Annotated in this window: 24 protein-coding genes; 4 read left to right on the forward strand and 20 right to left on the reverse strand. The window is 72.1% G+C overall.

The genetic code is table 11. The features are described 5' to 3' along the window. Positions 1–71: 71 nt before the first annotated feature. From JOE38_RS05245 to dapA, 10 genes are all read right to left on the reverse strand, one after another. Complete coding sequence (locus tag JOE38_RS05245) at positions 72–296, reverse strand: DUF3046 domain-containing protein (RefSeq protein ID WP_204575178.1); 225 nt, start codon at positions 294–296, stop codon at positions 72–74. Positions 297–381: 85 nt separating this feature from the next. Next, positions 382–690 carry a helix-turn-helix domain-containing protein gene (locus JOE38_RS05250; RefSeq protein WP_012298599.1) on the reverse strand — a complete coding sequence of 103 codons (309 nt, stop codon included), beginning with the start codon at positions 688–690 and terminating at the stop codon, positions 382–384. Positions 691–829: 139 nt separating this feature from the next. Continuing rightward, a complete protein-coding gene (locus JOE38_RS05255) occupies positions 830–1,351 on the reverse strand; it encodes a CinA family protein (RefSeq protein ID WP_204575179.1) in 522 nt (173 codons plus the stop codon). Then, positions 1,348–1,977, reverse strand: a complete 630-nt coding sequence (gene pgsA, locus JOE38_RS05260) for a CDP-diacylglycerol--glycerol-3-phosphate 3-phosphatidyltransferase (RefSeq protein WP_204575180.1) — start codon at positions 1,975–1,977, stop codon at positions 1,348–1,350. Before pgsA ends, JOE38_RS05255 begins: the two co-directional genes overlap by 4 nt. Positions 1,978–1,980: 3 nt before the next feature. Beyond that, positions 1,981–4,821 carry an FtsK/SpoIIIE family DNA translocase gene (locus tag JOE38_RS05265; protein WP_204575181.1) on the reverse strand — a complete coding sequence of 947 codons (2,841 nt, stop codon included), beginning with the start codon at positions 4,819–4,821 and terminating at the stop codon, positions 1,981–1,983. A 77-nt stretch (positions 4,822–4,898) separates the two neighbouring features. After that, on the reverse strand, positions 4,899–6,131 hold the full coding sequence (locus JOE38_RS05270) for an ABC transporter permease (RefSeq protein WP_204575182.1): 1,233 nt from the start codon (positions 6,129–6,131) through the stop codon (positions 4,899–4,901). After that, positions 6,128–6,835 (reverse strand): ABC transporter ATP-binding protein, encoded by a 708-nt coding sequence (locus JOE38_RS05275; protein ID WP_204575183.1) that lies wholly within the window; start codon positions 6,833–6,835, stop codon positions 6,128–6,130. Before JOE38_RS05275 ends, JOE38_RS05270 begins: the two co-directional genes overlap by 4 nt. Continuing rightward, positions 6,832–7,869 (reverse strand): hypothetical protein, encoded by a 1,038-nt coding sequence (locus JOE38_RS05280; protein ID WP_204575184.1) that lies wholly within the window; start codon positions 7,867–7,869, stop codon positions 6,832–6,834. The genes JOE38_RS05275 and JOE38_RS05280 overlap by 4 nt, the downstream gene beginning before the upstream one ends. Positions 7,870–8,083: 214 nt before the next feature. Next, entirely contained in the window at positions 8,084–9,760 is a 1,677-nt protein-coding gene (locus tag JOE38_RS05285) for a ribonuclease J (RefSeq protein WP_204575185.1), read from the reverse strand. A gap of 59 nt (positions 9,761–9,819) precedes the next feature. Beyond that, positions 9,820–10,803 carry a 4-hydroxy-tetrahydrodipicolinate synthase gene (gene dapA / locus JOE38_RS05290; protein WP_204575186.1) on the reverse strand — a complete coding sequence of 328 codons (984 nt, stop codon included), beginning with the start codon at positions 10,801–10,803 and terminating at the stop codon, positions 9,820–9,822. 145 nt (positions 10,804–10,948) lie between these two features. Here dapA and JOE38_RS05295 point away from each other — a divergent pair, with 145 nt between their 5' ends. Continuing rightward, a complete protein-coding gene (locus JOE38_RS05295) occupies positions 10,949–12,169 on the forward strand; it encodes a hypothetical protein (RefSeq protein ID WP_204575187.1) in 1,221 nt (406 codons plus the stop codon). 11 nt (positions 12,170–12,180) lie between these two features. Here the strand turns inward: JOE38_RS05295 and thyX are convergent, their stop codons facing one another. Then, positions 12,181–12,972 (reverse strand): FAD-dependent thymidylate synthase, encoded by a 792-nt coding sequence (gene thyX, locus JOE38_RS05300; RefSeq protein ID WP_204575188.1) that lies wholly within the window; start codon positions 12,970–12,972, stop codon positions 12,181–12,183. Between the two features lie 96 nt (positions 12,973–13,068). Here thyX and JOE38_RS05305 point away from each other — a divergent pair, with 96 nt between their 5' ends. Then, the gene (locus tag JOE38_RS05305) at positions 13,069–13,989 is read left to right on the forward strand and encodes a TIGR01777 family oxidoreductase (RefSeq protein ID WP_204575189.1); all 921 of its coding nucleotides are present in this window, start codon (positions 13,069–13,071) and stop codon (positions 13,987–13,989) included. Positions 13,990–14,031: 42 nt separating this feature from the next. Here JOE38_RS05305 and JOE38_RS05310 read toward each other — a convergent pair whose 3' ends face one another. The 7 genes from JOE38_RS05310 to JOE38_RS05340 form a co-directional block, all read right to left on the reverse strand. Further along, entirely contained in the window at positions 14,032–14,481 is a 450-nt protein-coding gene (locus tag JOE38_RS05310) for a hypothetical protein (RefSeq protein WP_204575190.1), read from the reverse strand. Then, positions 14,481–15,314: a 4-hydroxy-tetrahydrodipicolinate reductase gene (gene dapB / locus JOE38_RS05315; RefSeq protein ID WP_204575191.1), complete on the reverse strand. Its 834-nt coding sequence runs from the start codon at positions 15,312–15,314 to the stop codon at positions 14,481–14,483. Before dapB ends, JOE38_RS05310 begins: the two co-directional genes overlap by 1 nt. Positions 15,315–15,372: 58 nt before the next feature. Continuing rightward, the gene (locus JOE38_RS05320) at positions 15,373–15,975 is read right to left on the reverse strand and encodes a histidine phosphatase family protein (protein WP_204575192.1); all 603 of its coding nucleotides are present in this window, start codon (positions 15,973–15,975) and stop codon (positions 15,373–15,375) included. Positions 15,976–15,983: 8 nt separating this feature from the next. Then, positions 15,984–17,339 carry a M16 family metallopeptidase gene (locus tag JOE38_RS05325; protein WP_204575193.1) on the reverse strand — a complete coding sequence of 452 codons (1,356 nt, stop codon included), beginning with the start codon at positions 17,337–17,339 and terminating at the stop codon, positions 15,984–15,986. A gap of 63 nt (positions 17,340–17,402) precedes the next feature. After that, complete coding sequence (locus JOE38_RS05330; protein ID WP_204575194.1) at positions 17,403–18,311, reverse strand: hypothetical protein; 909 nt, start codon at positions 18,309–18,311, stop codon at positions 17,403–17,405. Then, positions 18,302–18,817, reverse strand: a complete 516-nt coding sequence (locus JOE38_RS05335) for a hypothetical protein (protein WP_307838834.1) — start codon at positions 18,815–18,817, stop codon at positions 18,302–18,304. The genes JOE38_RS05330 and JOE38_RS05335 overlap by 10 nt, the downstream gene beginning before the upstream one ends. 201 nt (positions 18,818–19,018) lie before the next feature. Beyond that, entirely contained in the window at positions 19,019–20,158 is a 1,140-nt protein-coding gene (locus tag JOE38_RS05340; protein ID WP_204575195.1) for an aldo/keto reductase, read from the reverse strand. A 392-nt stretch (positions 20,159–20,550) separates the two neighbouring features. Here JOE38_RS05340 and JOE38_RS05345 point away from each other — a divergent pair, with 392 nt between their 5' ends. Both JOE38_RS05345 and JOE38_RS05350 read left to right on the forward strand, forming a co-directional pair. Continuing rightward, complete coding sequence (locus JOE38_RS05345; protein WP_204575196.1) at positions 20,551–21,081, forward strand: YbhB/YbcL family Raf kinase inhibitor-like protein; 531 nt, start codon at positions 20,551–20,553, stop codon at positions 21,079–21,081. Between the two features lie 22 nt (positions 21,082–21,103). Then, positions 21,104–21,466 (forward strand): hypothetical protein, encoded by a 363-nt coding sequence (locus JOE38_RS05350; RefSeq protein ID WP_204575197.1) that lies wholly within the window; start codon positions 21,104–21,106, stop codon positions 21,464–21,466. 72 nt (positions 21,467–21,538) lie between these two features. Here JOE38_RS05350 and JOE38_RS05355 read toward each other — a convergent pair whose 3' ends face one another. Together JOE38_RS05355 and rpsO are read right to left on the reverse strand one after the other, a co-directional pair. Beyond that, complete coding sequence (locus tag JOE38_RS05355; protein ID WP_204575198.1) at positions 21,539–23,812, reverse strand: polyribonucleotide nucleotidyltransferase; 2,274 nt, start codon at positions 23,810–23,812, stop codon at positions 21,539–21,541. A 475-nt stretch (positions 23,813–24,287) separates the two neighbouring features. After that, positions 24,288–24,557, reverse strand: a complete 270-nt coding sequence (gene rpsO, locus JOE38_RS05360) for a 30S ribosomal protein S15 (RefSeq protein WP_012038735.1) — start codon at positions 24,555–24,557, stop codon at positions 24,288–24,290. Between the last annotated feature and the right edge of the window lie 19 nt (positions 24,558–24,576).

Here is a 24,576-nt window from a genome sequence, read left to right on the forward strand (position 1 = left end):
TTCGAAGGGATATTCGAACGACGCGCCGCGTGTCGCGGACGGATCAGGAGCGCGCGGCAGGACGGAGGGCGTCAGATGCGCGGCTCGGGGACGCCGGCGCCGTTCCACCGCGAGCGCGGCACGTCCTGCGCGCGGCAGAGGGCCAGCCACACCTCGCGGGCGGGCGTCCCGTCCTTCAGCGCCTGCGCGCACGTGCGGCCGCCGAGCTCGCCGAGCACCAGGTCCGCGACGAGGACCGGCCCGTAGCCGGAGCCGAACTCGTCGGAGACGGCCCGCTGGAACTCGCTCAGTCGCATGCCGACCACGCTACCCGCTGCCGCCTCGACGACGACGCCCCGCCCGTCGCGAGGACGGGCGGGGCGGGAGGCCGTGGGGAGGAGATCAGCGCGCGACGAGATCGCTGTCGAAGCCGGCGACGAGGTCGTCGGGGATGGTGTCGGGGATGGGGTTGAGCCCCTCGATGACGGCGAGGCGGTCGCCCACCTCGCGCATGATGACGGAGATGGGGGTGTCGAGGGCGTCGGCGACGGATGCGAGGATCTCGCTCGACGCCTCCTTCTGGCCCCGCTCGACCTCGCTGAGGTAGCCGAGCGCGACGCTGGCCTTGCTGGCGACCTGGCGGAGCGTGCGCCCCTTCTGCAGACGGAAGTCTCGAAGGACGTCGCCGATCTCCTGACGGACTAGAACCACGGGAGCCTCCTCGTTTCGCCTGGTGCCTGATCGAACCGGAGGTCCGGGGCTGATGGGTGAGCATCGGGCCGAGGACTCAGGCTAAGCAGGGGCACTGGGCGTTGCTTGTGAACGTGATTACGACAACGCGGGAGCCGCATCAGATGTTCCCGGCGGGTTCGAGCGCCTCGACGAGCGCCGCGAGGGCCGCGTGCACGACGCCCCCGCGGACCGCCTGGCGGTCTCCGTCGAGGTGCAGCGCGATCGCGCGCGAGTCACCGTCGATGGACAGGCCGACGAACGCGGTGCCGGGCTGCTGCCCGTCCTGGGGATCCGGACCCGCGGCTCCGGTCGTGGAGACGCCGACGTCCGCGGGGCGCCCGTCGATCGCGCACGCCTGGCGCACGCCGCGGGCCATCTGCCGGGCCACATCCGGGTGGACCGCACCGTGGACGGCGAGGATCGACGACTCGACCCCGAGGATCGTGCGCTTGAGGGCCGTGTCGTAGGAGACGATGCCGCCGAGGAGCGCACGCGAGGCGCCGGGGACGCCCACGAGGGCCGCCGTCAGCAGGCCGCCCGTCAGCGACTCCGCGACCGCGATGCGCCGACCGCTCGCCACGAGGGCGGCGATCACGCGCTCGGCGAGCTGCTCGTCGGCGACCTCGTGGGCCGCGTTCACGAGGCGCGCTCCGCCCGCAGCGCCTGGCGCATGTAGTCGAGGCCGGAGAGGACCGTCAGGACGAACGCGATCGACATGAGCACCGTGTTCACGACGTGCATGCCGTCGCCGACCACGTCCCACAGCGGGAGCAGCGCCACGCTGATCGCGACGGCCTGGGCCACGGTCTTGAGCTTGCCGCCGCGGGACGCCGCGACGACGCGATCGCGGAGCACGGCGAACCGGTAGGCCGTGATGCCGAGCTCGCGCACGAGGATCACGATCGTCACCCACCAGGGCAGCTCGCCGAGCACCGAGAGCATGACGAGCGCGGCGCCTGTGAGCACCTTGTCGGCGATGGGGTCGAGGAGCTTGCCGAGGTCGGTCACCAGGTTGCGGCTGCGGGCGATGTGCCCGTCGACCCCGTCGGTCGCGATCGCGAGGATGAAGAGCACCGCGGCCGCGTACCGGAGCGGGCCGTCGGCGCCGTCGTCCGCCGCGAGGAGGACGACGAAGACGGGAGCCAACAGGATCCGCACAATCGTGAGGACGTTGGCGACGTTCCAGGGGCTCGCCGGGGAGTCGCCCGCGCGCCAGACGCGCGCCGCCCCGGTGCCGGTCGAACCGGATGCGCTGCGCTCGGCCATGGGTCAGTCCCTCCCCGTGAGGCCCCAGGCATCGTCGTCGCCCTCGGCCTCCACCTGCTCGTACGCGTCCAGGTCCTTGTGCAGCGGATCCGAGGGGTAGCGGTTCCCGTCGTCCGCGTCGGCGACCGGTGCCGCCGCGGAAGGCGCGGCGGGCGCCGGAGCCGCGGGCGTCTCCCCGCGCAGAGTCGCGAGCACGCCCGGGAGCTGCTCGGCGGAGACGAGCACGTCGCGCGCCTTGGATCCCTCGGACGGGCCGACGATCTCGCGCGCCTCGAGCAGGTCCATGAGCCGGCCGGCCTTGGCGAAGCCGACGCGGAGCTTGCGCTGCAGCATCGACGTGGATCCGAACTGCGTGCTGACGACGAGCTCGGCGGCCGCGAGCAGCACCTCGAGGTCGTCGCCGATGTCCGCGTCGATCTCCTTCTTCTCGGCGGCGACCGCGACGTCCTGGCGGTACTCCGGCCGCGCCTGGCGCGTCACGTGCTCGACGACCTTGGCGATCTCGGCCTCCTGCACCCATGCGCCCTGCACGCGGACCGCCTTGTTGGCGCCCATGGGGAGGAAGAGGCCGTCGCCCTGGCCGATGAGCTTGTCGGCACCGGGCTGGTCGAGGATCACGCGGGAGTCGGTCATGCTCGACACCGCGAACGCGAGACGCGACGGCACGTTGGCCTTGATGAGGCCCGTGACGACGTCGACGGACGGGCGCTGCGTGGCGAGCACCAGGTGGATGCCGGCGGCGCGCGCGAGCTGCGTGATGCGGACGATCGAGTCCTCGACGTCGCGCGGCGCCACCATCATGAGGTCGGCGAGCTCGTCCACCACCACGAGGAGGTAGGGGTACGGGCGGAGCGTCCGCTCGCTGCCCTCGGGGAGCACGATGGACCCGCTCGTGACGGCCTTGTTGAAGTCGTCGATGTGGCGGAAGCCGAAGCTGGCGAGGTCGTCGTACCTCATGTCCATCTCCTTCACCACCCACTGCAGCGCCTCGGCCGCCTTCTTCGGGTTGGTGATGATGGGCGTGATGAGATGCGGGACGCCCGCGTAGATGGTGAGCTCCACGCGCTTCGGGTCGATGAGCACCATGCGCACGTCGCTCGGCTTCGCGCGCATGAGGAGCGAGGTGATCATGGAGTTGACGAAGCTCGACTTGCCGGAGCCCGTGGATCCCGCCACCAGGAGGTGGGGCATCTTCGCCAGGTTGGCGATGACGTAGCCGCCCTCGACGTCCTTGCCGACGCCGATGGTCATCGGGTGCGCGCTGTTCGTCGCGGCGGACGAGCGGAGCACGTCGCCGAGGGAGACGATCTCGCGGTCGGTGTTCGGGATCTCCACGCCGATGGCGCTGCGGCCGGGGATGGGCGAGAGGATCCGGACCTCGTTCGAGGCGACCGCGTAGCTGATGTTCTTCGCGAGCGCCGTGACGCGCTCCACCTTCACACCGGGGGCGAGCTCCAGCTCGTAGCGCGTGACCGTCGGGCCGCGCGAGAAGCCCGTGACCGTGGCGTCGACCTGGAAGTTCGTGAGCACCTCGGTGAGGGCCCGCACCACCTCGTCGTTGACGGACGAGCGCGACTTCGCGGGTGTGCCGGGCGAGAGGGTGCTCGCGGCCGGCAGGCGGTACGGCGCCTGCGGGGCGTCGGACTCCCCCGACACGATCGGCGCGTCGGAGCCGTCGTCCTCGAAGCCGGGGAGGACGGCCGGCTCGTCGTCGTCGCGGATGCCGGTGGGGTGCACGGGGACCGAGGGCAGGATCGCGGTCGCCGTGGCGTCGACGGGCGGGTCGAGGTCGATGCGGCGGGTCGCGGCGTCGTCGCCCACGAAGGCGCCGGGCTCGGGGCGGGTGGCGTCGGGATCCACCGTGCGGTCGATGACGGTCGTGGGGGCCTCGGCGGCGGTGCGTCCGACCGTGTCGTCGCGGTCGTCGGATCCGGCGTGCGGCGCCAGCACCGGGCTGTCGAAGGCGGGCGCGTCCTCGCGCTGGCTGCGGTTGCGGCGCCACCACGGGAGGCTGTCGGTGTCGACCGGGCCGTCGTCGTCGAGCCCCTCGAGCTCGACCTGCTCGGTCGCCTGGGCCTTGCGGGCCGCGCGGTCGGCGGCGCGCTGCTCCTCGTCCACGGGAGGGGCGCCGAAGAGGTAGGAGTACAGCTCGCGCAGGCGCATGCCCACGCGGTTCGGCGGCGTGCGCGTGATGATGAAGAGGGAGAGCACCAGCAGGATCCCCGCCACGATGCCCGCGCCGATCGATGTGATCAGCAGGGACAGGGGCGCCGCGAGCACCCAGCCGAGCACGCCTCCGGCGCGGGCCAGCGCGAGCATGCCGTCCCGCGGATCCGGGGCGCCGTTGAAGATGTGGCAGAGCGCGGCGATGGAGACGAGGAACAGCGAGACGCCCACGCCGATACGCCCGTTGTCGCTCACCGAGGAGGGGTGGCGGAAGAGCCAGAGCGCGAGCAGCACCATCACGATGGGCAGCGCGAACGCCACCCGGCCGAAGAGGCCGCCGAACGTGTACGCGTCGAAGGCCATGGCGACGTCGTTGAGCGGGTTGAACCACTCGACGACCACGCCCGCGATCGCGAGCACCACGAGCAGGAAGGGGATGCCGTCGCGGCGCTCCTCCTTCGCGAGCTTCTCGGGCCCGAGGGCGCGGAAGAGGGCGCCCGTGGCGTGGGCGAGGCCCATCCAGGCGGCGACGAGCGGTCCGCGGCGCTCGGCCTGGACGGGGTAGGCGACGGTCTGCTGCTTCGTCTCAGCGGCACGCCCCTTGCGCGGGGGCGTGGCGCGCGGCGCGCCCGAGGAGGTCTTCCCGGCGCGGCTGGTCGACCTGGTGCTCGTAGCCATGCGACCCACGTTATCCCGCGCCGCCGTCGCCGACGGTGCGCCGGGCCGGGCAGGGCGCTCCCCGCCCGGCCGCGCCATCAGTACCGGATCGCGTCGATCACGGACACGCGCACCGCCACGAGGGCCGGCAGCAGGCCCGCGATCGCGCCGACGGCGAGCGAGGCGCCGAGCCCGAGGAGCGCCGCCGAGAGCGGGAACGGCGGGAACTCGGTGACGCCCGAGGCGACGTACGAGAGGATCCACGGGTTCTTGACGATCGCCACCGCGGCCATCACCCCGACCACGCCCGCCGCGACCGTGGCCACGACGCTCTCCATCATCACGGCGAAGAACACCCGGCCCGCGCTCGCGCCGAAGCTGCGGCGGACGCCGATCTCGCGGATCCGCTGCTTCACCGTCACGAGCGAGATGTTCACGAGGCCGAGCGCCCCGAGGAGCAGCACGAGGCCGGCCACTCCCCCGACGAGGATCTTCACGGACAGCAGCGGGTCGTAGTCGTACGTCCCCCAGTCGCTGCGGCCGACGCTCACCTGCAGGCCCTCGGGCGCGGTGGCCGCCACCTGCGAGGTGATGGACGCGGTGAGCGCGTCGGCCTCCGCCTCGGGCACCCAGAACTCGGACTGCGGCGCCATCGCGTCGAGCGCGTCGTCGGACATCAGGCGCTCGGCATCGGACGCCTGCAGGTAGACGGTCGGCGGCTCCTCCGCGTACTGCGCGGGCACGGTGCCCACGACGACGCCCACGAGGTCCGATCGCTCGCCGTGCAGCACGGCGGAGGGGTGAGCGGCGATCTCGGGCGAGCCGAGCTCCGCCAGGAACGCGGGGTTGACGACGAGCGCGGGCGCGAGGCGGTCGGCGTCGCGCTCGTCGAACCAGCGGCCGTCCGTCACGTCGACGCGGCGCATCTCGCCGTAGTCCCGGTCGACCACGACGGTCTGGACCTGCACCTGCCCTCGTGCGAAGTCGACCGGCACCGTCGTGGATCCGATGATCGTGGACCAGGTGATGCCGTACCGGTCGGCGACGTCCGCGAGGAGCGTGCGCTGCTCGGAGTAGGACAGGCCGTCCCCGGTCGCGGAGTACGCGGACACCGACAGCGCGGCGGGTCGGCCCGACTGGCGCTCCATCTGCTCGGTCTGCGACTGCTGCGCCACCGCGCCGAGGCCGACGACCGAGGTGATCGCCGCCACCGCGACCGCGACGCCGATGAGGGACAGCATGACGCGCGTGCGGTGGATCCGGAGCTCGGCCCACGCCTCCACGACCGCGCCCACGAGACCGGTCGCCGTGCGCGCGAGCCAGCCGCTCACGCGAGCACCTCCCGGGTGAGGGCCTCGGCCGGCGCGAGCACGCCCATCTCGAGGCGGTGGTGCCGGTCCGCGCGGGCCGCGACGGTCGGGTCGTGCGTGATCGTGACCAGTGCGGCGCCGGACGCGTGCGCGACCTGGGCCAGCAGGGTCATCACGGTGACGCCGGTCTCGATGTCGAGGGCGCCGGTGGGCTCGTCGGCGAGGATCAGGCGGGGCGAGCGCACGAGAGCGCGGGCGATGGCGACGCGCTGCTGCTCGCCGCCGGACATGGTCTCGGGCATGGAATCGACCCGGTGGCCCAGGCCGACCCGCTCGAGCATGTCGGCCGCGATCGACGCCCGCCGCCAGAACGAGCGGCCCGTCGAGTACAGCAGCGGCGTCATCACGTTCTCCCGCGCCGTGCGGCCCTGCAGCAGGTTGAACTGCTGGAAGATGAAGCCGATGTCGCCGCCGCGGGCCCGGTCGCGCCGGGATCCCGAGACACGGGCCATCGGCACGTCGTCGAGGTAGACCTCGCCCGTGGTCGGGGTGTCGAGCAGGCCCAGGATGTTCAGCAGGGTCGACTTCCCGGACCCCGACCGGCCCACGATGGACACGTGGTCGCCCACCGAGACGTCGAGGTCGACGCCGTGCAGGATCGTCAGAGGCTCGTCATCCGGACGCTCGACCGTGCGGGTCACCTGCTCCAAGCGGATGAGGCTCATCCGCCGTACCCGCCCTGCATAGTCGTCGCCTCGTCCTCGGGGACGGGCGCACCGGGCACGAACTCGAGCACCATGTCGCCCTCCGCGAGGCCCGAGGTGATCTGCACGACCTTGCCGTCGCTGATGCCCAGGCCGACCGCGCGCTCCTCGGGCTCGCCGCCGTCCGACGCGAGCCAGACGTTGCCCGTGTCGGCGAGGCCCTCGACCGCGGTCGTCGGGAGCGTCAGCACGTCGGGCGCCTCGCCCGCGGGGATCGTGATGTCGGCGGCGAGCCCCGGGAAGACGCGCGTGCCGGCCGGCACGGCGCAGGAGACGGTCGCGCCGGTGGAGGCCGACTCGGTCCCGCCGGTGGATCCGGTGCCGCCCGCGCCGGCCGCGTCACCCGTCGAGCCGGCTCCGCCGGCGCCCCCCGCCGCCTGCTGGCCGATGCGCAGGTCCGCGCACTCGAACGGGGCCGGCCCGGACGTGATCGCGACCTTCGCCGCCGTCGGCTGCGTGACGAGCCGGTACTGCTCCTCCGCGGTCAGCGGCGCGGTCGCGCGGAAGGTGGGCGGCGCGATCCGGCCGACCGCGTCGCCGACGGCGACCTCCTGGCCCACGAGCACGCCGAGCTCCGCGAGGGAGCCGGCGGCGGACGCGGTGACCGTCTCGGTGACGACCTTGGGCTTCGGCTGCGTGACCGTGCCGTCCGCCGCGACCACCGGATCCACCGGCGTCTCCTGGCGGATGACGAGGATCGGGTCGCCGGCCTTGACCGTCGCGCCCTGCCCGGCGACGAGCTTCGCGACCTTCCCCTGCAGCGTCGCCTTCACGGTGACGTCGGGATCCGGCTGGATGCTGCCCTTCACGGTCACGTCGTTGACCACGGTCGCGATGGACGCCGGCACCTGCGACTCGACGACCGAGCCGGTCGGCACCTGGGCCGTCTCCTCGGTCGTCGTCCCGAAGAACGCCATGCGCACGAGCGCCACCGCGATCGCCGCGAGCACCACCAGCCTCGTGATCGGGAGGATCCATCTCCGCCAGACGCCCACGGCCGCTCCTTCCCCGGCGGTCCCCAGCGGTCCGTCCGGTCGCCTCCGACGCTAGGGGCGGCGTCGTGCGCGGCGCTTCGTCCACGGGGATGACATGCGCACCCCCGTCGGGGGGCCGCGCGGACGAGCGCGCTCGGCACGCGCGAAGGAGGGGGCGGGTCTCCCCCGCCCCCTCCGGACGTGCTGCGCGCTCCGGCTCCCGCCGTCGGCCGGCCTACGCCTCGATGACCACCGGGATGATCATGGGACGGCGCCGGTGCGACGAGTTGACCCAGCGGCCCACCGTGCGGCGCACGACCTGCGAGTACGCGTGCGTGTCGCGCGTGCCGTTGGCCGCGGCCTCCGCGAGCGCCTTCACGACGAGCGGCTTGACGCTGTCGAACACGCGCGAGTCCTCGGCGAAGCCGCGGGCCTCGATCTCCGGGCCCACCATGGCCTTGCCGGTCTGCGGCTCGACGACCACGAAGATCGTGACGAAGCCCTCCTCGGAGAGGATGCGGCGGTCCTTGAGGTCGGCGTCGGTGATCTCGCCCACGGTCGAGCCGTCGACGTAGACGTATCCGACGTCGAGCTGGCCCGTGACGCGCACGTGCCCGTCCTTCATGTCGAGCACGGTGCCGTCCTCCGCGAGGAACGTGTTGCGCTCCGGGACACCGGTCTGGATCGCCAGCTGCTGGTTCGCGACCAGGTGGCGGTACTCGCCGTGCACCGGCAGGACGTTGCGCGGCTTGAGGATGTTGTAGCAGTAGAGCAGCTCGCCGGCGGCCGCGTGGCCCGAGACGTGGACCTTCGCGTTGGCCTTGTGCACCACGTTCGCGCCGAGCTTCGTGAGCCCGTTGATCACGCGGTAGACGGCGTTCTCGTTGCCCGGGATGAGGCTCGACGCGAGGATGACGGTGTCGTCCTGCCCGATCTCGATCTGGTGCTCGAGGTTCGCCATGCGGCTTAGTACCGCCATCGGCTCGCCCTGCGACCCGGTGCTCATGTAGACGATCTCGTGGTCCGGCAGGTTGACGGCCTTCTTGGAGTCGATGAGGACCCCGTCCGGCACCTTGAGGTAGCCGAGCTCGGCCGCGATGGTCATGTTGCGGATCATGGATCGCCCGATGAACGCGACGCGGCGGCCGTTCGCGTGCGCGGCGTCGAGCACCTGCTGCACGCGGTGCACGTGGCTGGAGAAGCTCGCGACGATGACGCGGCGCGGCGCCTTCGAGATGACGGCCTCGAGCACGGGGCCGATGGAGCGCTCGGTCGGCGTGAAGCCGGGGACGTCGGCGTTGGTGGAGTCCGACATGAAGAGGTCGATGCCGGCCTCGCCGAGGCGCGCGAAGGCGCGGAGGTCGGTGATCCGGTCGTCGAGCGGCAGCTGGTCCATCTTGAAGTCGCCGGTGTGCAGCACGCTGCCCGCCTCGGTCGTGATGGCGACGGCCAGCGCGTCCGGGATGGAGTGGTTGACGGCCACGAACTCGAGCTCGAACGGCCCGAGGCGCTCGCGGTCGCCCTCCTTCACCTGGAACGTGTACGGCGTGATCCGGTGCTCCTTGAGCTTCGCCTCGATGAGGGCGAGCGTGAGGCCGGAGCCGATCAGCGGGATGTCCTGCTTCAGCTTGAGGAGGTACGGCACCGCGCCGATGTGGTCCTCGTGGCCGTGCGTGAGGACGATGCCGACGACGTCGTCCAGGCGGTCCGCGATGGAGGAGAAGTCGGGGAGGATCAGGTCGACGCCCGGCTGGTGCTCCTCGGGGAAGAGCACGCCGCAGTCGACGACGAGGATCTTGCCGTCGATCTCGAACGTGGTCATGTTGCGGCCGATCTCGCCGAGGCCGCCGATCGGCGTGATGCGCAGGATGCCGGGCTTGAGCTCGGGCGGGTCGTAGACGCCGTGGGGCATGGGACTCCTCTGGTGACGATGCGGCCCGAGGGGCCGGTGGTGGATGCTCGAGGCGCGCGTCAGCGCGTGGTGCCGGCGACCTGGGGCAGCGCTCCGCCTGCGGCGGCGTTGCGGTCGGGGCGGAAGTTGCGGAAGTCGACGCCGGGGACGTCGCGGACGAGGTCTATCTCGTCCTCGATCTGCGCGGCCTCCCACTCCTCCGGGCCCACCAGCGGGAGGCGCACGCGCGGGCTGCCGATGCGGCCGAGCCCGTGGAGGATGTACTTCGCCGCGACCGTGCCGGGCACGTGGGTCATGACGGCGCGGACGAGCGGCTCGAGCTGCTGGTGCGCGTGGGTGGCGGCGGCGAGGTCGCCCGCGTTCACGGCGTCGACCATGGTGCGGTACGGGGTCGCGGTGATGTTGGCGGTGACGCCGATGAGGCCGGTGCCGCCGATCGCGAGGGTCGGCAGCGCGTTGGCGTCGTCGCCCGCGAAGTACATGAGGCCGGTCTGGTTGAGCACGCGGCTGGCCTGCGCGAGGTCGCCCTTGGCGTCCTTCACGGCGAGGATGTTCGGGTGCTTCGCGGCGCGGAGGATCGTCTCGTACTGGATAGGGATGCCCGTGCGGCCGGGGATGTCGTAGAGGATGACCGGGAGGTCGGTCGCGTCCGCGATCATGCGGAAGTGCGTGAGGACGCCGGCCTGCGTGGGCTTGTTGTAGTACGGCGTGACGATCATGTTGCCGTCGGCGCCGGCCTTCTCGCTCTGACGGGCGAGCTGCATGGCGTGCGCGGTCTCGTTGGAGCCGCCGCCCGTGATGATCTTCGCCCGACCCGCGCTCACGGAGCGCCCGACCTCGACCAGCTTGATCTTCTCCGGGTCGGTCAGCGTGCTGGTCTCGCCCGTGGTGCCGGTGACGACGATGCCGTCGGCTCCCGCGACGATGACGTCGTCCATGTGCTTCTCGACGCCCGCCCAGTCGACCTCGCCATCGGCGGTGAACGGGGTGACGAGCGCCACCAGGACCTGGCCGAACGGGTTCTCTGTGGACACGGGCACCATCGTAACGGGCGGACCGTCGCCGGGGCGGGTGCGCGACCCGCGCCATGCGACGGTCCCTCTCCCCCTCGGATGGGGGGATGCGGCACGCCGGCCGAGCGAGCACCCTTCGCACAGGACGACGGAGTCCGGAGGACGGCGGTGGATCATGGACCTCTCGGCACGGAGCAGGCGGTCGCCTGCTCTGGCCCTCGCCCTGGCGCTCGTAGTCGGGGCCTCCCTCCTGGGCGCGACGCCCGCGCGATCCACCCCCGCTCCCGTCTTCCTGGCGGCACCCGAGGTCGTCGTGGGCGGCGAGGTGACCGACGTCCCCGAGATCGAGGTGTACGTGGGCCTCGACGTCGGACACCTCGAGCTCGTGGATCCCCGGTTCGAGTACCTGCTCGACGGCCGGGCACCGTGGAAGACGGCGCACACCGGCCCCCTCGACTCCGCGATCATCCGACTGCCGGCCCCGGCGGGGCCGCACACGATCTCCCTCCGCGCCGTCGCCGTCGTCGACGGCACCCGCGTGGTGGGTGCCGCGTCCGCTCCGCTCGCCGTCACGTCGCGCGGGTACCCGACCCCGTACGCGCCGGTCGTCGACGTCGAGGGCCCGAGGATCACCGTCTCGTGGGACGTCCGGGCCGCGCTCGCGGGCTGGCCCGAGGACGGGTCCGTCCATGTCTCGTTCGACTCCGGGCCCGACACGGTCGGGGGAGCCGTCGGCTCGATCACCGTCGAGCCCGGACACGACAGGACCCTGTCGATGATGTTCTGGTTCGGCGGCAACGTGGACATCGCCAGGTACGTGTACCGCGAGGTCTCCTCGGGCAGCGCCCCCGGCGCGCTGCCGTTGACATCCACCCCGCTGCCGGCGATCGTCGGGCACGCGGCGATCGGGACCACCCTCTCGGTGCGCACGGGCACCTGGCGCCCGGCACCTGTGTCGCTCGCCTACCGGTGGGAGCGCGACGGGGTGCCGATCTCGGACGAGCGCGGTCCGACCTACGAGGTCACGGGCGAGGACGCCGGGAGGCGCATCACGGTCGCCGTCCGCGGATCCTCCCCCGGCAGGATCGCCGTCGAGCGCACCTCAGCCGCGACACCGCGTGTCGGGGCCTGGGCGATCGTGCCCGGGACACCGGTCGTCGGCGGCGTCCCGGCCGTCGGGCGGGAGCTGACCGCGCGTCCCGGATCGTGGCGGCCGGCGCCGGTGACGTTCTCGTACCGCTGGCTGCGTGACGGTGCCGAGATCCCCGGTGCCACCTCCGCGCGGTACACGGCGACGCCGGAGGACCGCGGTCACCTCGTGTCGGTTCGGGTCATCGGCACGAAGGACGCCTACCCGTACGCGGAACGCGACAGCGCCGGACGCCGCATCGGCTGACGCGCCGCGGGCTACGGGGCGACGCGGCCGTTCTTCTGGAACGCCGCGTGCGTCAGGGGCATGAGCCGCTCGAACTCGGTCTCCATCTTCTCGGCGCACATCTCGATCTCGCGCTGCGGGAAGCTCGGGAACGTCGAGTCCTCGTGCTTGGTGCGCAGCGACAGGAAGTTCATCAGCGCGCGGGCGTTGAGCGTGACGTACATCGACGAGTAGATGTTGAGCGGCAGCACGATGCGGGCGACCTCGCGCGCCACGCCCTGCTCGAGCATCCGCTGGTACGAGGCGTACGCCTCGGTGGACGTGCGCCGGGTCTCCTCCTGCACGAGCGCGGTCTGCTCGGGGGTGCCCGCGTGGAACTCGTAGGCGCCGGGCTTGCCGACCTGCACGAGGTTCCGCTCGGGGCCGGGGACGTAGAACACCGCGTCGAGCTCCTTGTAGCGGCCCGACTCCTCGTTGTAGGACGCCATGCGGTGCCGCATGAACTCGCGGAACACGAAGATCGGGGCCTGCACGTAGAAGGTCATGGAGTTGTGCTCGAAGGGCGATCCGTGACGGTCGCGCATGAGGTAGTTGATGAGGCCGCGGTCGCGCTTGACGCGCTTCTCCTCCGCCTCGGTGTCGACGTCGCCCTCGAGGGCGCGGTCCTGGCCGTCGGGCTCGTCGAGCGCGCGCTCGAGCGTCTTCTCGCCGGCGGTGGAGACGCGGGCGGCGAAGATCACGTCGGAGTCGTGGGCGCTGGAGCGGACGAGCTCCACGGTCATGTCGGATCGGAAGGCGATGTCGTCGTGGGGCACGACCGTCACTGTACGCGACGGCTCGTGCCCGCTCGCGCCCGCCTCCTCCCGGCTGCCGTGCGGGGCCGCGTCCTAGGCTGATGGGCACCGACGAAGGGCTCGACCATGTCCGACAGCACTCCCTCCCCCGCCCCGCTCACCGTCCTCATCTCGGGCGCCGGGGGCACGATCGGCACCGAGCTGCAGGCCCAGCTCCACGCCGCCGGGCATCGCGTGCAGACGCTCGTGCGCCACGCGCCGTCCTCGCCCGACGAGCACGAGTGGCAGCCGGCCGAGGGGCGCCTGGATCCCGCGGTGCTCGACGGCGTCGACGCCGTCGTCAACCTCTCGGGCGCGTCCATCAGCCGCCTGCCCTGGACGAAGCCCTACCAGGAGGAGATCCGCGCGTCGCGCGTCTCCGCCACGCGGACGATCGTCGGCGCGATCGCGTCGGCGTCGAACCCGCCCCGGGTGCTGCTGAACGGATCCGCCGTGGGCTTCTACGGAGACCGCCCCGCCGAGCGCCTCACCGAGGACTCGCCGCGTGGCGCGGGCTTCCTCGCCGAGGTCGTGGAGGCGTGGGAGGCCGAGGCGTTCGAGGCGCCCTCCGACGTGCGCGTCGCCACCCTGCGCACCGGGCTGGTGCTCGCGCAGGCGGGCGCCCTCGCGCCGCTGCGCCTCCTCACGAACCTGGGTCTCGCCGGCAAGCTCGGCACCGGCGGCCAGATCTGGCCGTGGATCTCCCTCCGCGACGAGGCCGCCGCGATCGTGCACCTGCTGACGTCCTCGGTCTCCGGACCCGTGAACCTCACCGGCCCCGAGCCCGTCATGGCCGACCGGCTGATGCGGCACCTCGCGAAGCGCCTGCACCGGCCCTACCTGGTGCCGGCGCCCGAGTTCCTCATCCGCCTCGCGCTGCAGGAGGCCGGGAAGGAGCTGCTGCTCTCCAGCCAGCCGGCGCGTCCCGAGAAGCTGCTCGCCGACGGGTTCGCGTTCCGCGACACCACGGTCGAGCTCGCGATCGACCGGCTGCTCGCGAAGAGCTGAGCCCGGCGGGGTGGCCCGCCGGAGGGAGGGTCGGCCGGTCGCTCAGTCGGCGGGCTCGGCGCGGTGCAGCGCGATGGCGCGGCGGATGGCCCCGCGCGCCCGGCGCCGGTCCCCGCTCGCGTCGTACGCGAGGCCGAGGCGGAACCACGCGCGCCAGCTGGCGGGATCCTCCTCGACCTCGGCCTGGTAGGCCGGGAACGCCGCGTCGGCGGCGTCGCGGAGCGGGCGGCCGCTCGCTCGCGTCGGCAGGTCGGCGATGGGCAGGCCGCCCTCCCCGTCGAGGATCCGCACCAGGCGCGCGCTTCGCACGCCGAAGGACAGCTCGCGCACGAGCGCCCACACGCCGACCAGCGGGAGGATCAGGAGCGCGAGCCCGAACACGACGCCGACGGGCTCGCCGGAGATCAGGAGCAGGACGGCGATCTGGCCGGCCAGCGCCAGGTACAGCACCATGAGCACCGCCATGACGGCGACGCCGATGCGCGTCCCCATCAGGCGCTCGTGACGGTGGCGGCCTGGCCGCTCGGCCCGCCGTCGTCCACGGGGCCCGACGCCGCACCGGTGGCAGCCGCCCGCGTCGCGCGCTCGCGCGAGCCGTCGAGGTCGATGAGGCGGTCGAGCCCGACGACCACGCCCCGCGCGGTGCGGGCGGCGCGGAGGGCGAGCAGGATCCCGGCCTCGTAGGCGCTCGGCGCGAGCGTGTCGTGGCTGATGGTGAGGACCTCGCCGTTGCCGCCGAAGACGACGTCCTGCTTGGCGACGACGCCCTGCATGCGGAGGCTGTGCACGGGGATGCTCGCCACCTGCTGGCCACGCGCCCGCTGGTCCGTGTGCGGCGCCTGCACCGGGCCGCGGGTGCCGCGCGCCTGCGACATGAGCTCCGCCGTGCGCACCGCCGTGCCCGAGGGCGAGTCGATCTTGGACGCGCCGTGCGCCTCGACGATCTCGATGGAGTCGTAGAACCGGGCCGCCATCTGCGCGAACGAGGTCGCGAGGACGCTGCCGACGGAGAAGTTGGGGATGATGACGACGCCCACGGCGAGGTTGCCGGTGATCCGCCGCTCGAGCTCGGTGATGCGCTCGCCCGTCCAGCCGCTCGTGCCCACGAGGACGTTCATGCCGTGCGCGACCGCGTACTCGACGACGCCCTGGCTGACCGCCGGGAGCGTCACGTCGACCGCGATGTCCGCGCCGAGCATGTCCGACAGCGCGTCCTTGGAGTCCAGGCTCGCCATGAGCTCGAACTCGGTGCTCGCCTCGACGATCTGCGAGATCAGCTGGCCCATGCGTCCCGTTGCGCCGACGACGGCGACCGTGGTTGTCATCCGCCCAGCGTACCGGCGCGCATGACCGCGACGCTGGGCGGCCGGCGCGCCACCGCGGCTAGTACGGCTGCTGCTCCGGGAGGCCGGTCCGCAGCTCGACCGGGAGGTGGCCGAGGTCGTTGTGCACCACGAGGACGGGCGGCTTCGCCGAGCGGACGCGGATGATGGTGAGGCCGCAGTTCGCCTGGTTGATGCCCATCCACCGCCATTCCGGCGCGTCGAACACGTGCCGCACGAACCACGCGATGACGAAGTTGTGGGTGATGAGGAGGTCGTGCCGGTCGTCGCGCGCCGGTGCCAGGAACTCGCTCACCGCGTCGGCCATCTGGGCGCTGCCGGCGTCGATCTCCTCCTCGGTGACCCCGCCGAAGAACGACTCGAACGCGTGCGGCATGTCCGGGGTGGGGCCCGACGGGATGCAGTCGAACAGGAGCGAAGACGGTTCCGGCTCCATGGCCGGCATGCGCTCCGCCATGATCGCGGCCGTCTCCTCCGCCCGCGCGAGCGGCGAGTGACGCACCGAGGTGAACGGGACGCCGCTCAGCCGGTCGGCGATGCAATGCGCCTGGCGCTTGCCGCGCCCCGACAGCGGCCCGTCCGGGAGGCCGTGCTCGGCGTCCTGCTGCTCGCCGTGGCGCACGAGGTAGATGTAGTGGGACACGGTTCCTCCTACAGGAGCGCGGGGGTCTCGAGCAGCGGGGTGAACGCGTCGGCGCCGACGGTCCCCACGGCGGCGATCGAGAGCGGTCGGGACATCAGGTCGGCCGCGAGGGCGCGGACGTCGTCGGCGGTGACGCGGGAGAGGCGGGAGAGCGTCTCGTCGAGGTCGACGTACTCGCCGGTGGTGATCTCCGACCGGCCGAGCCGCGACATGCGCGTGTCCGAGTCCTCGAGCGCGAGGGCGGACTGCCCCGAGAGCTGGCCGAAGGCACGCGCCAGCTCCTCCTCGGTGACGTGCTCCTCGGCGAGCTTCCGGAACTCCTCGACCATGAGGCGCGACACCTGCTCGGTCTTCGCGGCCGTGCATCCGGCGTAGAGGCCGAACACGCCCGCGTCCGAGTAGGAGGCGCCGAACGAGTAGACGGAGTACGCGAGGCCGCGCTTCTCGCGGACCTCCTGGAACAGGCGCGAGGACATGCCGCCGCCGAGCACGGAGTTGAGCATCGCGAGAGCAGGCCGGCGGTCGTCGGATGCGGCGAGACCGGGCACGCCGAGCAGGATGTTGGTCTGCTCGATGGGGCGGTCGACGACGACGAGGCCGCTGCCGCGCGTGATGACCGGCGTCGACCCGGTGCGACGCGCGACCGGTGCGGCCACGTCCGTGAGATCCCAGCCGGCGCGCTCGAGCCCGTCGGTGACGCGCGCGACGAGGGCGTCGTGATCCACGGAGCCCGCCGCCGTGATGACCAGGTCCTGCGGGCGGTAGTTGCGGCGGTAGTGCGCGACGACGGCGTCGCGCTCGGCGGCCTCGATGTCCGCGGGGCTGCCGCCGATGGGACGGCCGAGCGGGTGATCCCCCAGCACGGCCTCGAAGAAGCGCTCGCTGACGACGTCGCCCGGGTCGTCGTCGGCCATGGCGAGCTCCTCGAGGATGACCCCGCGCTCGGTCTCGAACTCGTCGGCGTCGATGAGGCTGGAGGTGACCATGTCCGCGAGCACGTCGACGGCCATGCCGAGGTCGCGATCCTGCACCTTGGCGTAGTAGCAGGTGTACTCCTTGGCGGTGACGGCGTTGTGCTCGCCGCCGACCGCGTCGAAGGACACGGCGATGTCGAGCGCCGTGCGCGACGGGGTGCCCTTGAAGAGGAGGTGCTCGAGGAAGTGCGTGGATCCCAGGTCGCCCGGCTGCTCGTCGCGCGAGCCGACCGCGACCCACATCCCGATGGTGGCGCTGCGGCTGCCGGGCACGTCCTCGCTGAGGATGCGCACGCCCGAGGGCAGGACGGACCGCCGGACACGGGCGCCGCCCGTCGACTGCACGGTGAGCTCGGGGAGGTCGAGGGGGAGTTCTACGGCGCGGGACATCAGCGTCACCCTACGCCACGGGTCCTGCGGCAGCCCGGGGACTGACGGCGCGCGATGGGGCGGTCATGGGCATCCGGGTCCCGCGTTCCGGGTGCCGCACGCGCCACCGACGAGGACCGTCGATCCCTGGAGGACATGGATCGTGACCGGGCCGATCTGCACCGGCAGCGTGCCCGCGATCTGCTGCCACGCTCCCCCGTCGAACCGGTAGCTGGGCGAGTACGCGATCGTCAACGTCACCTGCCGGTCGCCGATGCTCGGATACACGTGGCTCGTGTCGGTCGTCGTGAAGTCCTGCTGACCCAACCGCTTCCACGACGCACCAGGGCCCGCGACCGTCGAACTCGTGCCGTCGCCGTGATCCCAGGTGAACGACACCGGGACGAACCGCACCTGCGCCGGCCGACCCAACAACTGCCCGTCCACCACCTGAGCGGTCGCGTCCGTGAACAGGTTCATCGGCGCGCCCACGATCGCCCACCCGTTCGGTTGCGACCGGATCGACGCATCCCGCGGCACGAACTGCGCCACATCCGCCAACGACACCCCCGGAACCGCCGCCGCGACCGGCACCGGATCCGCCGGCTTCACCGGCGCCTTCGCCGGCGGCAGGAATGCGTGCCGCCCATCCCCGCACAGCCCCCCACCCGACAGCCGCGCACTCGGACTGCACGGCGCATCCGCATCCACCGCCCACCGCCCACGCGGCACCGGAGGCGGCGCCACGAGGCCTTGAGCATCCGCGCGCTGTGTCTGCTCACCGCTATTCGACTGTCCTCCATCTGAGGACGCCGGCTGCCGGTCATGCGCGCTGACGGAAACTCCTCCGTCGCCTATGAGACCGGAGGAGCATGGGCCGAAGGCACCGTACTTCGTCGAGCAGTCCTCACCTGATGCATGAGCTGCGGCGGACGGCCCCGTGACGACGACGATCACCAGAAGCGAGGTGAGCGTCGCGACCATCATCCGCATGCGTGGACATCCTCGTTCCGCACTATGTCGCTGATTCGCCAGAGTGAGTCTGGCGACTTGATCGCTTTCACCTGGAGCGAGCGGCGTGTTTCGTGCTCAGGAGTGATGTCCTTGCCATTCGCGTCAAGGAGGCGCAGACCGCCGGTGTCGAGGCAGACCTGAGCCGTCATGTACTGGAGGCCCGCTGGATCCAGACCTCGATCGGTGACTCGGAAGCCGGAAGCGATCTCCTTGCCGCTTTGTCGCTCCCCGGTTCGTCGTGCTTCAGCGAGCCCGGTCTTCTCGTTGTTGAGGACGTTGCCCGTCAGGAGCTCATCCAAGTCATCTTCTATGTCGGAGTTCGCATCGAGGTCGACATATCTCGCCATCACGTCCCTGAACGCCTCGTCGTCCTGCTGGTCCTGCGTCAAGGACGGGGCCGGCGCGGGCGCAGGCGTCGGGGACGATGGCGGTGCGCATCCGACCATCACCTGGCACGAGGCGAGGACGACAAGCGAGATGGCCACCGCTCCTCCTTGTCGCAGCAACGGAACGCGCGGTCGCTCGTGCAAGGTCGTCTCCCCCGGGCCGTACGGATCCCGCGCGGACAAGCGGACGCACGGGCGTCGGGCATCGCGGGTGCCGGAAAGGTAGCCGGGAGGCGAGCGCGTCCATCGGAACCCTCCACATCGCGGGGAGGGACCGCGGGCGCGACGCCCGGGGGACGACTACTCGGACGCGCGGTCGAGCCGGGCCACGTCGTGCCGCGAGAGCTGCACGTGCGCCGCCTGCACCAGGTCGTGCACCTGCTCGGGTCGGCTGGCGCTCGCGACGGGCGCGACGATCCCCGGCTTGGCGAGGAGCCAGGCCAGCGCGATCGTCGCGACGCTCGTGGAGTGCTGGTCGGCGATCTCGTCGAGGGCGGTGAGGACACGGAGGCCGCGGCGGGTCAGGTACTTCGCGGCCCGAGCCCCGCGGGCACCCTCGCGCACCGCGTCGCGCGTGCGGTACTTGCCCGTCAGGAAGCCGTTGGCGAGGGCGAAGTAGGGCATCACCGCGAGCTGCTGACCGCGGACGACGTCGAGGTACCCCGACTCGTAGGGCGCCCGGTTGACGAGGTTGTAGTGCGTCTGCAGCGCGACGAACCGCGGGGCGTCGTACAGCCCGCCCATGATCCGCGCGTGCAGCAGGCGCTCGGCGGCGTAGTTGGACGCCGCCAGGTGCCGGACCTTGCCCGACGCGATGAGGCGGCCCGCGGCCGCGAGGCTCTCCTCGAGCGGCACGTCGAGGTCATCCCAGTGGAAGTAGAGGAGGTCGATGAAGTCGGTGCCGAGCCGCGAGAGGCTGGCGTCGACGGCGCGCTCGATGCGGGATCCGCCGAGGCCGGGGAAGTCCTCGCTCTTGCCGATCTTGGTGGCGACGACCATGGAGTCGCGGTTGCGGCGCTCGCGCATCCACGAGCCGATCATGTGCTCGCTGCGGCCGCTCGCGTAGGAGTCGGCGGTGTCGATGAAGTTGCCGCCCGCCTCCTGGTAGCGGTCGAGGATGGCGGAGGTGTCCTCCGGGCCGGCCGTCCAGCCGAAGACGTTGCCGCCGAGCGCGAGCGGGAAGACCCGGAGGTCGGTGTCGCCGATGGCGCGGCGGCGTGCCGGCTGCGGGATGCTCCCGCCGGTGCGCAGGCCGGGCTCCGCGGCGGAGGCCTCGAGGACGATGGCGCCGGCTGCCTGGACGGTGGCCTCGATGATCGCGGCGGGCTGCGTGGTCGTGTCGTCCCGGTGGGTGCGGCGCGGGACGAGCGGTCCTCGGCGGCGGCGACGGGGCTCGGATGCGGGTGCGACGTCCGAGGCGGAGGCAGGGGTCGTCGTCACACCCCGAGCGTACCGCCCAGCAGGCGAAAGGTTTGCGTACCAAGGAATCAGGCGAGCGCCTGTTCGTCCCCGGGACATCGGCCGCGGCGACCGGCGGGGCAGGCGATCGAGCGGCGCCGCCGGAAGGGGTGCCGTGGATCCCCCGACCCCGGCACCCCTCGGCGGTCTGCATCCCCCGATGCGTCCCCCGGAGGCGGGCGGTCACGTGGACCTGCCCGCACCGACCACGCTAGCCAGGCCCCCGCGTCGGGACCCAGCCCCTCTTCGGGGGCCCCGCCGCGCAGCCCGGCGCGGACAGCGGGTCGTCCGGCGACGGGACGAGGATGCTTCCCGGCCGCATCCCGGCCCATCGTGCGAGGCTGAGCAGGTCAGCACAACCGAGAGGAACCCCCGTGCCCAACGACCCGCTGCACCGCCTGCCGGACGCCGCCCCCTTCCACCTCACCAGCCCCGACTTCGCCGACGGGGCAGCGCTGCCCCAGTCGGCGCGCGGCGCCGGACAGGGTGGTGAGGACCGCTCCCCCGCCCTCAACTGGACGGGCGCGCCCGCCGCGACCCGCAGCTACGTGCTCACCGCGTACGACCCCGACGCCCCCACCGGCAGCGGCTTCTGGCACTGGGCGGTGCGCGGCATCCCCGCCTCCACCACGGCGCTGCCCGTCGGTGCGGGCAGCCCGGACGCGGGCCTCCTCCCGGCCGGCGCCGTGACCCTGCACAACGACGCGCGCGCGACGGGCTTCTTCGGGGCGACGCCCCCGGCCGGCCACGGCACGCACCGCTACTTCTTCACCGTCACCGCGCTCGACGTGGAGTCGCTGGACATCCCGGAGGGCGCGACGCCCGCGATGCTCGGCTTCCTCATGCTCCCCCACGTGATCGGGCGCGCCCAGCTCATGGGCACCGCGATCAACGTCGGCGACTGAGCGGCCGGATCGAGGCGACGACGTGACCCACGAGGGCGACGGACCGGCGTCGGGCGAGGGCGAAGGGGCCCGCGCCGGACGTCGGCGCCTCGCGCTGGTCCTCGCGGTGGTCGCGGCCGTCCTCGTGATCGCCTGGGTCATCGCGGCGATCGCGCTGTCGCCGGGCGGCGCCGAGCAGGTGACGCCCGTCCCGACGACCGGCGAGCCCGGCACGACGAGCCCCGACGTCACGCCGTCGCCTGATCCGGAGCCGACGACCACGCCCGACGAGCCGGCGCCGACGCCCGCACCGAGCGCGTCCGCGGATCCGACCCCGGCTCCGTCGCTCTCGGCACCGCCCGCCGAGGACGTGCCGTACCCGACGGATCCGAACGACGGCAAGTAGCCCGCACACGACGGATGCCCGCCCCACCGAGGTGGGACGGGCATCCGTGTCGTGCGGGTGCTGCGGCGGGGTCTAGCCCTCCGCGGGCGCCTCGGAGCCGTGGTTCGCGGCGTCGCGGCCCTCCTGATCGGCGGCCTCCTCCAGCACGGGCGCGAGCGACAGCTTGCCGCGGTCGTCGATCTTGGTGATCTCCACCAGGATCTTCTGGCCGACCCCGAGCACGTCCTCGACGTTCTCGACGCGCTTGCCGCCGGCGAGCTTGCGGACCTCGCTGATGTGCAGCAGGCCGTCCTTGCCGGGGAGCAGCGAGACGAACGCGCCGAACGTCGCGATCTTGACGACGGTGCCCAGGAAGGACTCGCCGACCTCGGGGTTCGTCGGGTTCGCGATGGCGTTGACCTGCGCACGCGCGGCCTCCGCCGACGGGCCGTCGACGGCGCCGATGTAGACGGTGCCGTCCTCCTCGATGGAGATGTCGGCGCCGGTCTCGTCCTGGATGGCGTTGATCGTCTTGCCCTTGGGGCCGATCAGCTCGCCGATCTTGTCGACGGGGATGTTGACCGAGATCACGCGGGGCGCGGTCGGGGCCATCTCGTCGGGGGCGTCGATGGCCTGGTTCAGCACGCCGAGGATGGCCGTGCGGGCCTCCTTCGCCTGCTTGAGCGCGCCGTCGAGGACCGAGGTGGGGATGCCGTCGAGCTTCGTGTCCAGCTGGATGGCCGTGACGAACTCGGACGTGCCCGCGACCTTGAAGTCCATGTCGCCGAGCGCGTCCTCCGCACCGAGGATGTCGGTGAGGGCCGCGTAGCGGACCTGGCCGTCGACGGTGTCGGAGACGAGGCCCATGGCGATGCCGGCGACGGGCGCGCGCAGCGGCACTCCCGCGTTCAGCAGCGACAGGGTCGAGGCGCAGACGGAGCCCATCGACGTGGATCCGTTGGACCCGAGGGCCTCGGACACCTGGCGGATCGCGTAGGGGAAGTCCTCGCGGCTCGGCAGCACCGGCACGAGGGCGCGCTCGGCGAGGAAGCCGTGCCCGATCTCGCGACGCTTCGGCGACCCGACGCGACCGGTCTCACCGGTGGAGTAGGGCGGGAAGTTGTAGTGGTGCAGGTAGCGCTTCTTCGTGACGGGGCTCAGCGAGTCGATCTGCTGCTCCATCTTGAGCATGTTCAGCGTGGTGACGCCCAGGATCTGGGTCTCGCCGCGCTGGAAGATGGCCGAGCCGTGGACGCGCGGGATGACCTGCACCTCGGCGTCGAGCGGGCGGATGTCGGCGAGGCCGCGACCGTCCATGCGGATCCCGTCGCGGAGGATCCGGCCGCGGACGACCGTCTTCGTGACGGACTTGTACGCCGCGGAGAACTCGGTGAGCGCCGACTGGGGCAGCTCGCCGGCCTCGACCTTGGCGGCCACGGCCTCCTTGGTGCGGGTCTTGAGGGCGTCGTCGGCGTCCTGGCGCTCGATCTTGTCGGCGATCTGGTAGACGGTGCCGAGCTCGTCGAGGGCGAGCGCGCTGACGGCGTCGTAGGTCTCCTGCGCGTACGGCAGGAAGACGGGGTAGTCGACCGTGGGCTTCGCGGCCTGCTGCGCGAGCGAGGCCTGCGCGGCGACGAGCTGCTGGATGAACGGCTTCGCGGCCTCGAGGCCCTGCGCGACGACGGCCTCGTCGGGCTTCGTGGCGCCGCCCTGGATGAGGTCCCAGGCACCCTCGGTGGCCTCGGCCTCGACCATCATGATCGCGACGTCCTCGTTGCCCTGGGCGTCGGTGACGACGCGGCCGGCGACGGTGATGTCGAACACGGCCTCCTTGAGCTGCGAGTGCTTGGGGAAGACGACCCACTGGTCGCCGATGAGCGCGAGGCGCACACCCGCGATGGGGCCGGAGAACGGGATGCCCGAGAGCATGCTCGAGGCGCTCGCCGCGTTGATGGCGAGGCTGTCGTAGAACTCGTCCGGCGCGATGCTGAGGACGGTGATGACGACCTGGACCTCGTTGCGGAGGCCGGTGATGAACGACGGGCGCAGCGGCCGGTCGATGAGGCGGCAGACGAGGATCGCCTCGGTGGAGGGGCGGCCCTCGCGGCGGAAGAACGAGCCGGGGATCTTGCCCGCGGCGTAGCTGCGCTCCTCGACGTCGATGGTCAGGGGGAAGAAGTCGAAGTTGTCCTTCGGGTGCTTGCCCACCGAGGTGGCGGACAGCAGCATCGTGTCCTCGTCGAGGTACGCGGCGACCGCGCCCTGCGCCTGCTGCGCGAGGCGGCCGGCCTCGAACCGGACCGTGCGCGTTCCGTACTTGCCGTTGTCGAGGACTGCCTCGGCGAACTTGATCTCTGGACCTTCCATTGAGGTCTCTCTCCTTCGTGTTGCGCCTCTCGGCGACGCCCGTCGGGCGCTCGTCCTGCATCCCGTGTGGATGCGGACCTCCTACGACAGAGGAGGAGCGGGCGAGGCGACACGTCGGCGCCCGCCTGATGCGGATCCCGGGTGCACGTGCGCGGCTGGTTCCGCTCGACGACCGGTGGCCGACGGCGGCGGGCGCATGTCTGGCCATCAGTGGGAATGCTCCGAGCGACTCGGAATACCACCACCAACGACCAGCTCCTGCCGGCCAGCTCCATCTGTCGTGATCGCATCGTGACGCTGGGCGTCCGCTGGATCACTTCGGCCATGGTAGCACCCGGCCTCTCGTGGGCCCCGGAGGACGGGCGGCGCCGGGTGTCGGGCGGACGACGTGCTCGTTAACGCAGACGAGCCGCCACCCCGGAGGGTGACGGCTCGTCCGACTCGTCGTGATGCGATCAGCGACGCGTGGTGCGTGTCAGCGGCGGATGCCCAGGCGCGCGATCAGGGCGCGGTAGCGCTCGATGTCGACGTTGGACAGGTAGCCGAGGAGACGACGACGCTGGCCGACCAGGAGGAGCAGGCCACGACGCGTGTGGTGGTCGTGCTTGTGCTCCTTGAGGTGCTCGGTGAGGCCCGTGATCCGCTTGGTGAGGAGCGCGATCTGCACCTCGGGGGATCCGGTGTCACCGGGGTGGGTCGCGTACTCGTCGATGATCGCCTTCTTGACGTCTGCTTCCAGAGCCATGTGATGATCCCCTCTCGTG

Origin of the sequence: Clavibacter michiganensis, assembly GCF_016907085.1 — a bacterium.
GTDB lineage: Bacteria > Actinomycetota > Actinomycetes > Actinomycetales > Microbacteriaceae > Clavibacter > Clavibacter michiganensis_O.

Excerpts from the sequence above, each read along its gene's own strand:
- JOE38_RS05245 (WP_204575178.1), bottom strand. The coding sequence starts at position 296 with ATGCGACTGAGCGAGTTCCAGCGGGCCGTCTCCGACGAGTTCGGCTCC.
- pgsA (WP_204575180.1), bottom strand. The coding sequence starts at position 1,977 with ATGGCCGAGCGCAGCGCATCCGGTTCGACCGGCACCGGGGCGGCGCGC.
- JOE38_RS05265 (WP_204575181.1), bottom strand. The coding sequence starts at position 4,821 with ATGGCTACGAGCACCAGGTCGACCAGCCGCGCCGGGAAGACCTCCTCG.
- JOE38_RS05275 (WP_204575183.1), bottom strand. The coding sequence starts at position 6,835 with ATGAGCCTCATCCGCTTGGAGCAGGTGACCCGCACGGTCGAGCGTCCG.
- JOE38_RS05285 (WP_204575185.1), bottom strand. The coding sequence starts at position 9,760 with ATGCCCCACGGCGTCTACGACCCGCCCGAGCTCAAGCCCGGCATCCTG.
- dapA (WP_204575186.1), bottom strand. The coding sequence starts at position 10,803 with ATGGTGCCCGTGTCCACAGAGAACCCGTTCGGCCAGGTCCTGGTGGCG.
- JOE38_RS05295 (WP_204575187.1), top strand. The coding sequence starts at position 10,949 with ATGGACCTCTCGGCACGGAGCAGGCGGTCGCCTGCTCTGGCCCTCGCC.
- JOE38_RS05305 (WP_204575189.1), top strand. The coding sequence starts at position 13,069 with ATGTCCGACAGCACTCCCTCCCCCGCCCCGCTCACCGTCCTCATCTCG.
- JOE38_RS05310 (WP_204575190.1), bottom strand. The coding sequence starts at position 14,481 with ATGGGGACGCGCATCGGCGTCGCCGTCATGGCGGTGCTCATGGTGCTG.
- dapB (WP_204575191.1), bottom strand. The coding sequence starts at position 15,314 with ATGACAACCACGGTCGCCGTCGTCGGCGCAACGGGACGCATGGGCCAG.
- JOE38_RS05325 (WP_204575193.1), bottom strand. The coding sequence starts at position 17,339 with ATGTCCCGCGCCGTAGAACTCCCCCTCGACCTCCCCGAGCTCACCGTG.
- JOE38_RS05330 (WP_204575194.1), bottom strand. The coding sequence starts at position 18,311 with ATGCGGATGATGGTCGCGACGCTCACCTCGCTTCTGGTGATCGTCGTC.
- JOE38_RS05355 (WP_204575198.1), bottom strand. The coding sequence starts at position 23,812 with ATGGAAGGTCCAGAGATCAAGTTCGCCGAGGCAGTCCTCGACAACGGC.
- rpsO (WP_012038735.1), bottom strand. The coding sequence starts at position 24,557 with ATGGCTCTGGAAGCAGACGTCAAGAAGGCGATCATCGACGAGTACGCG.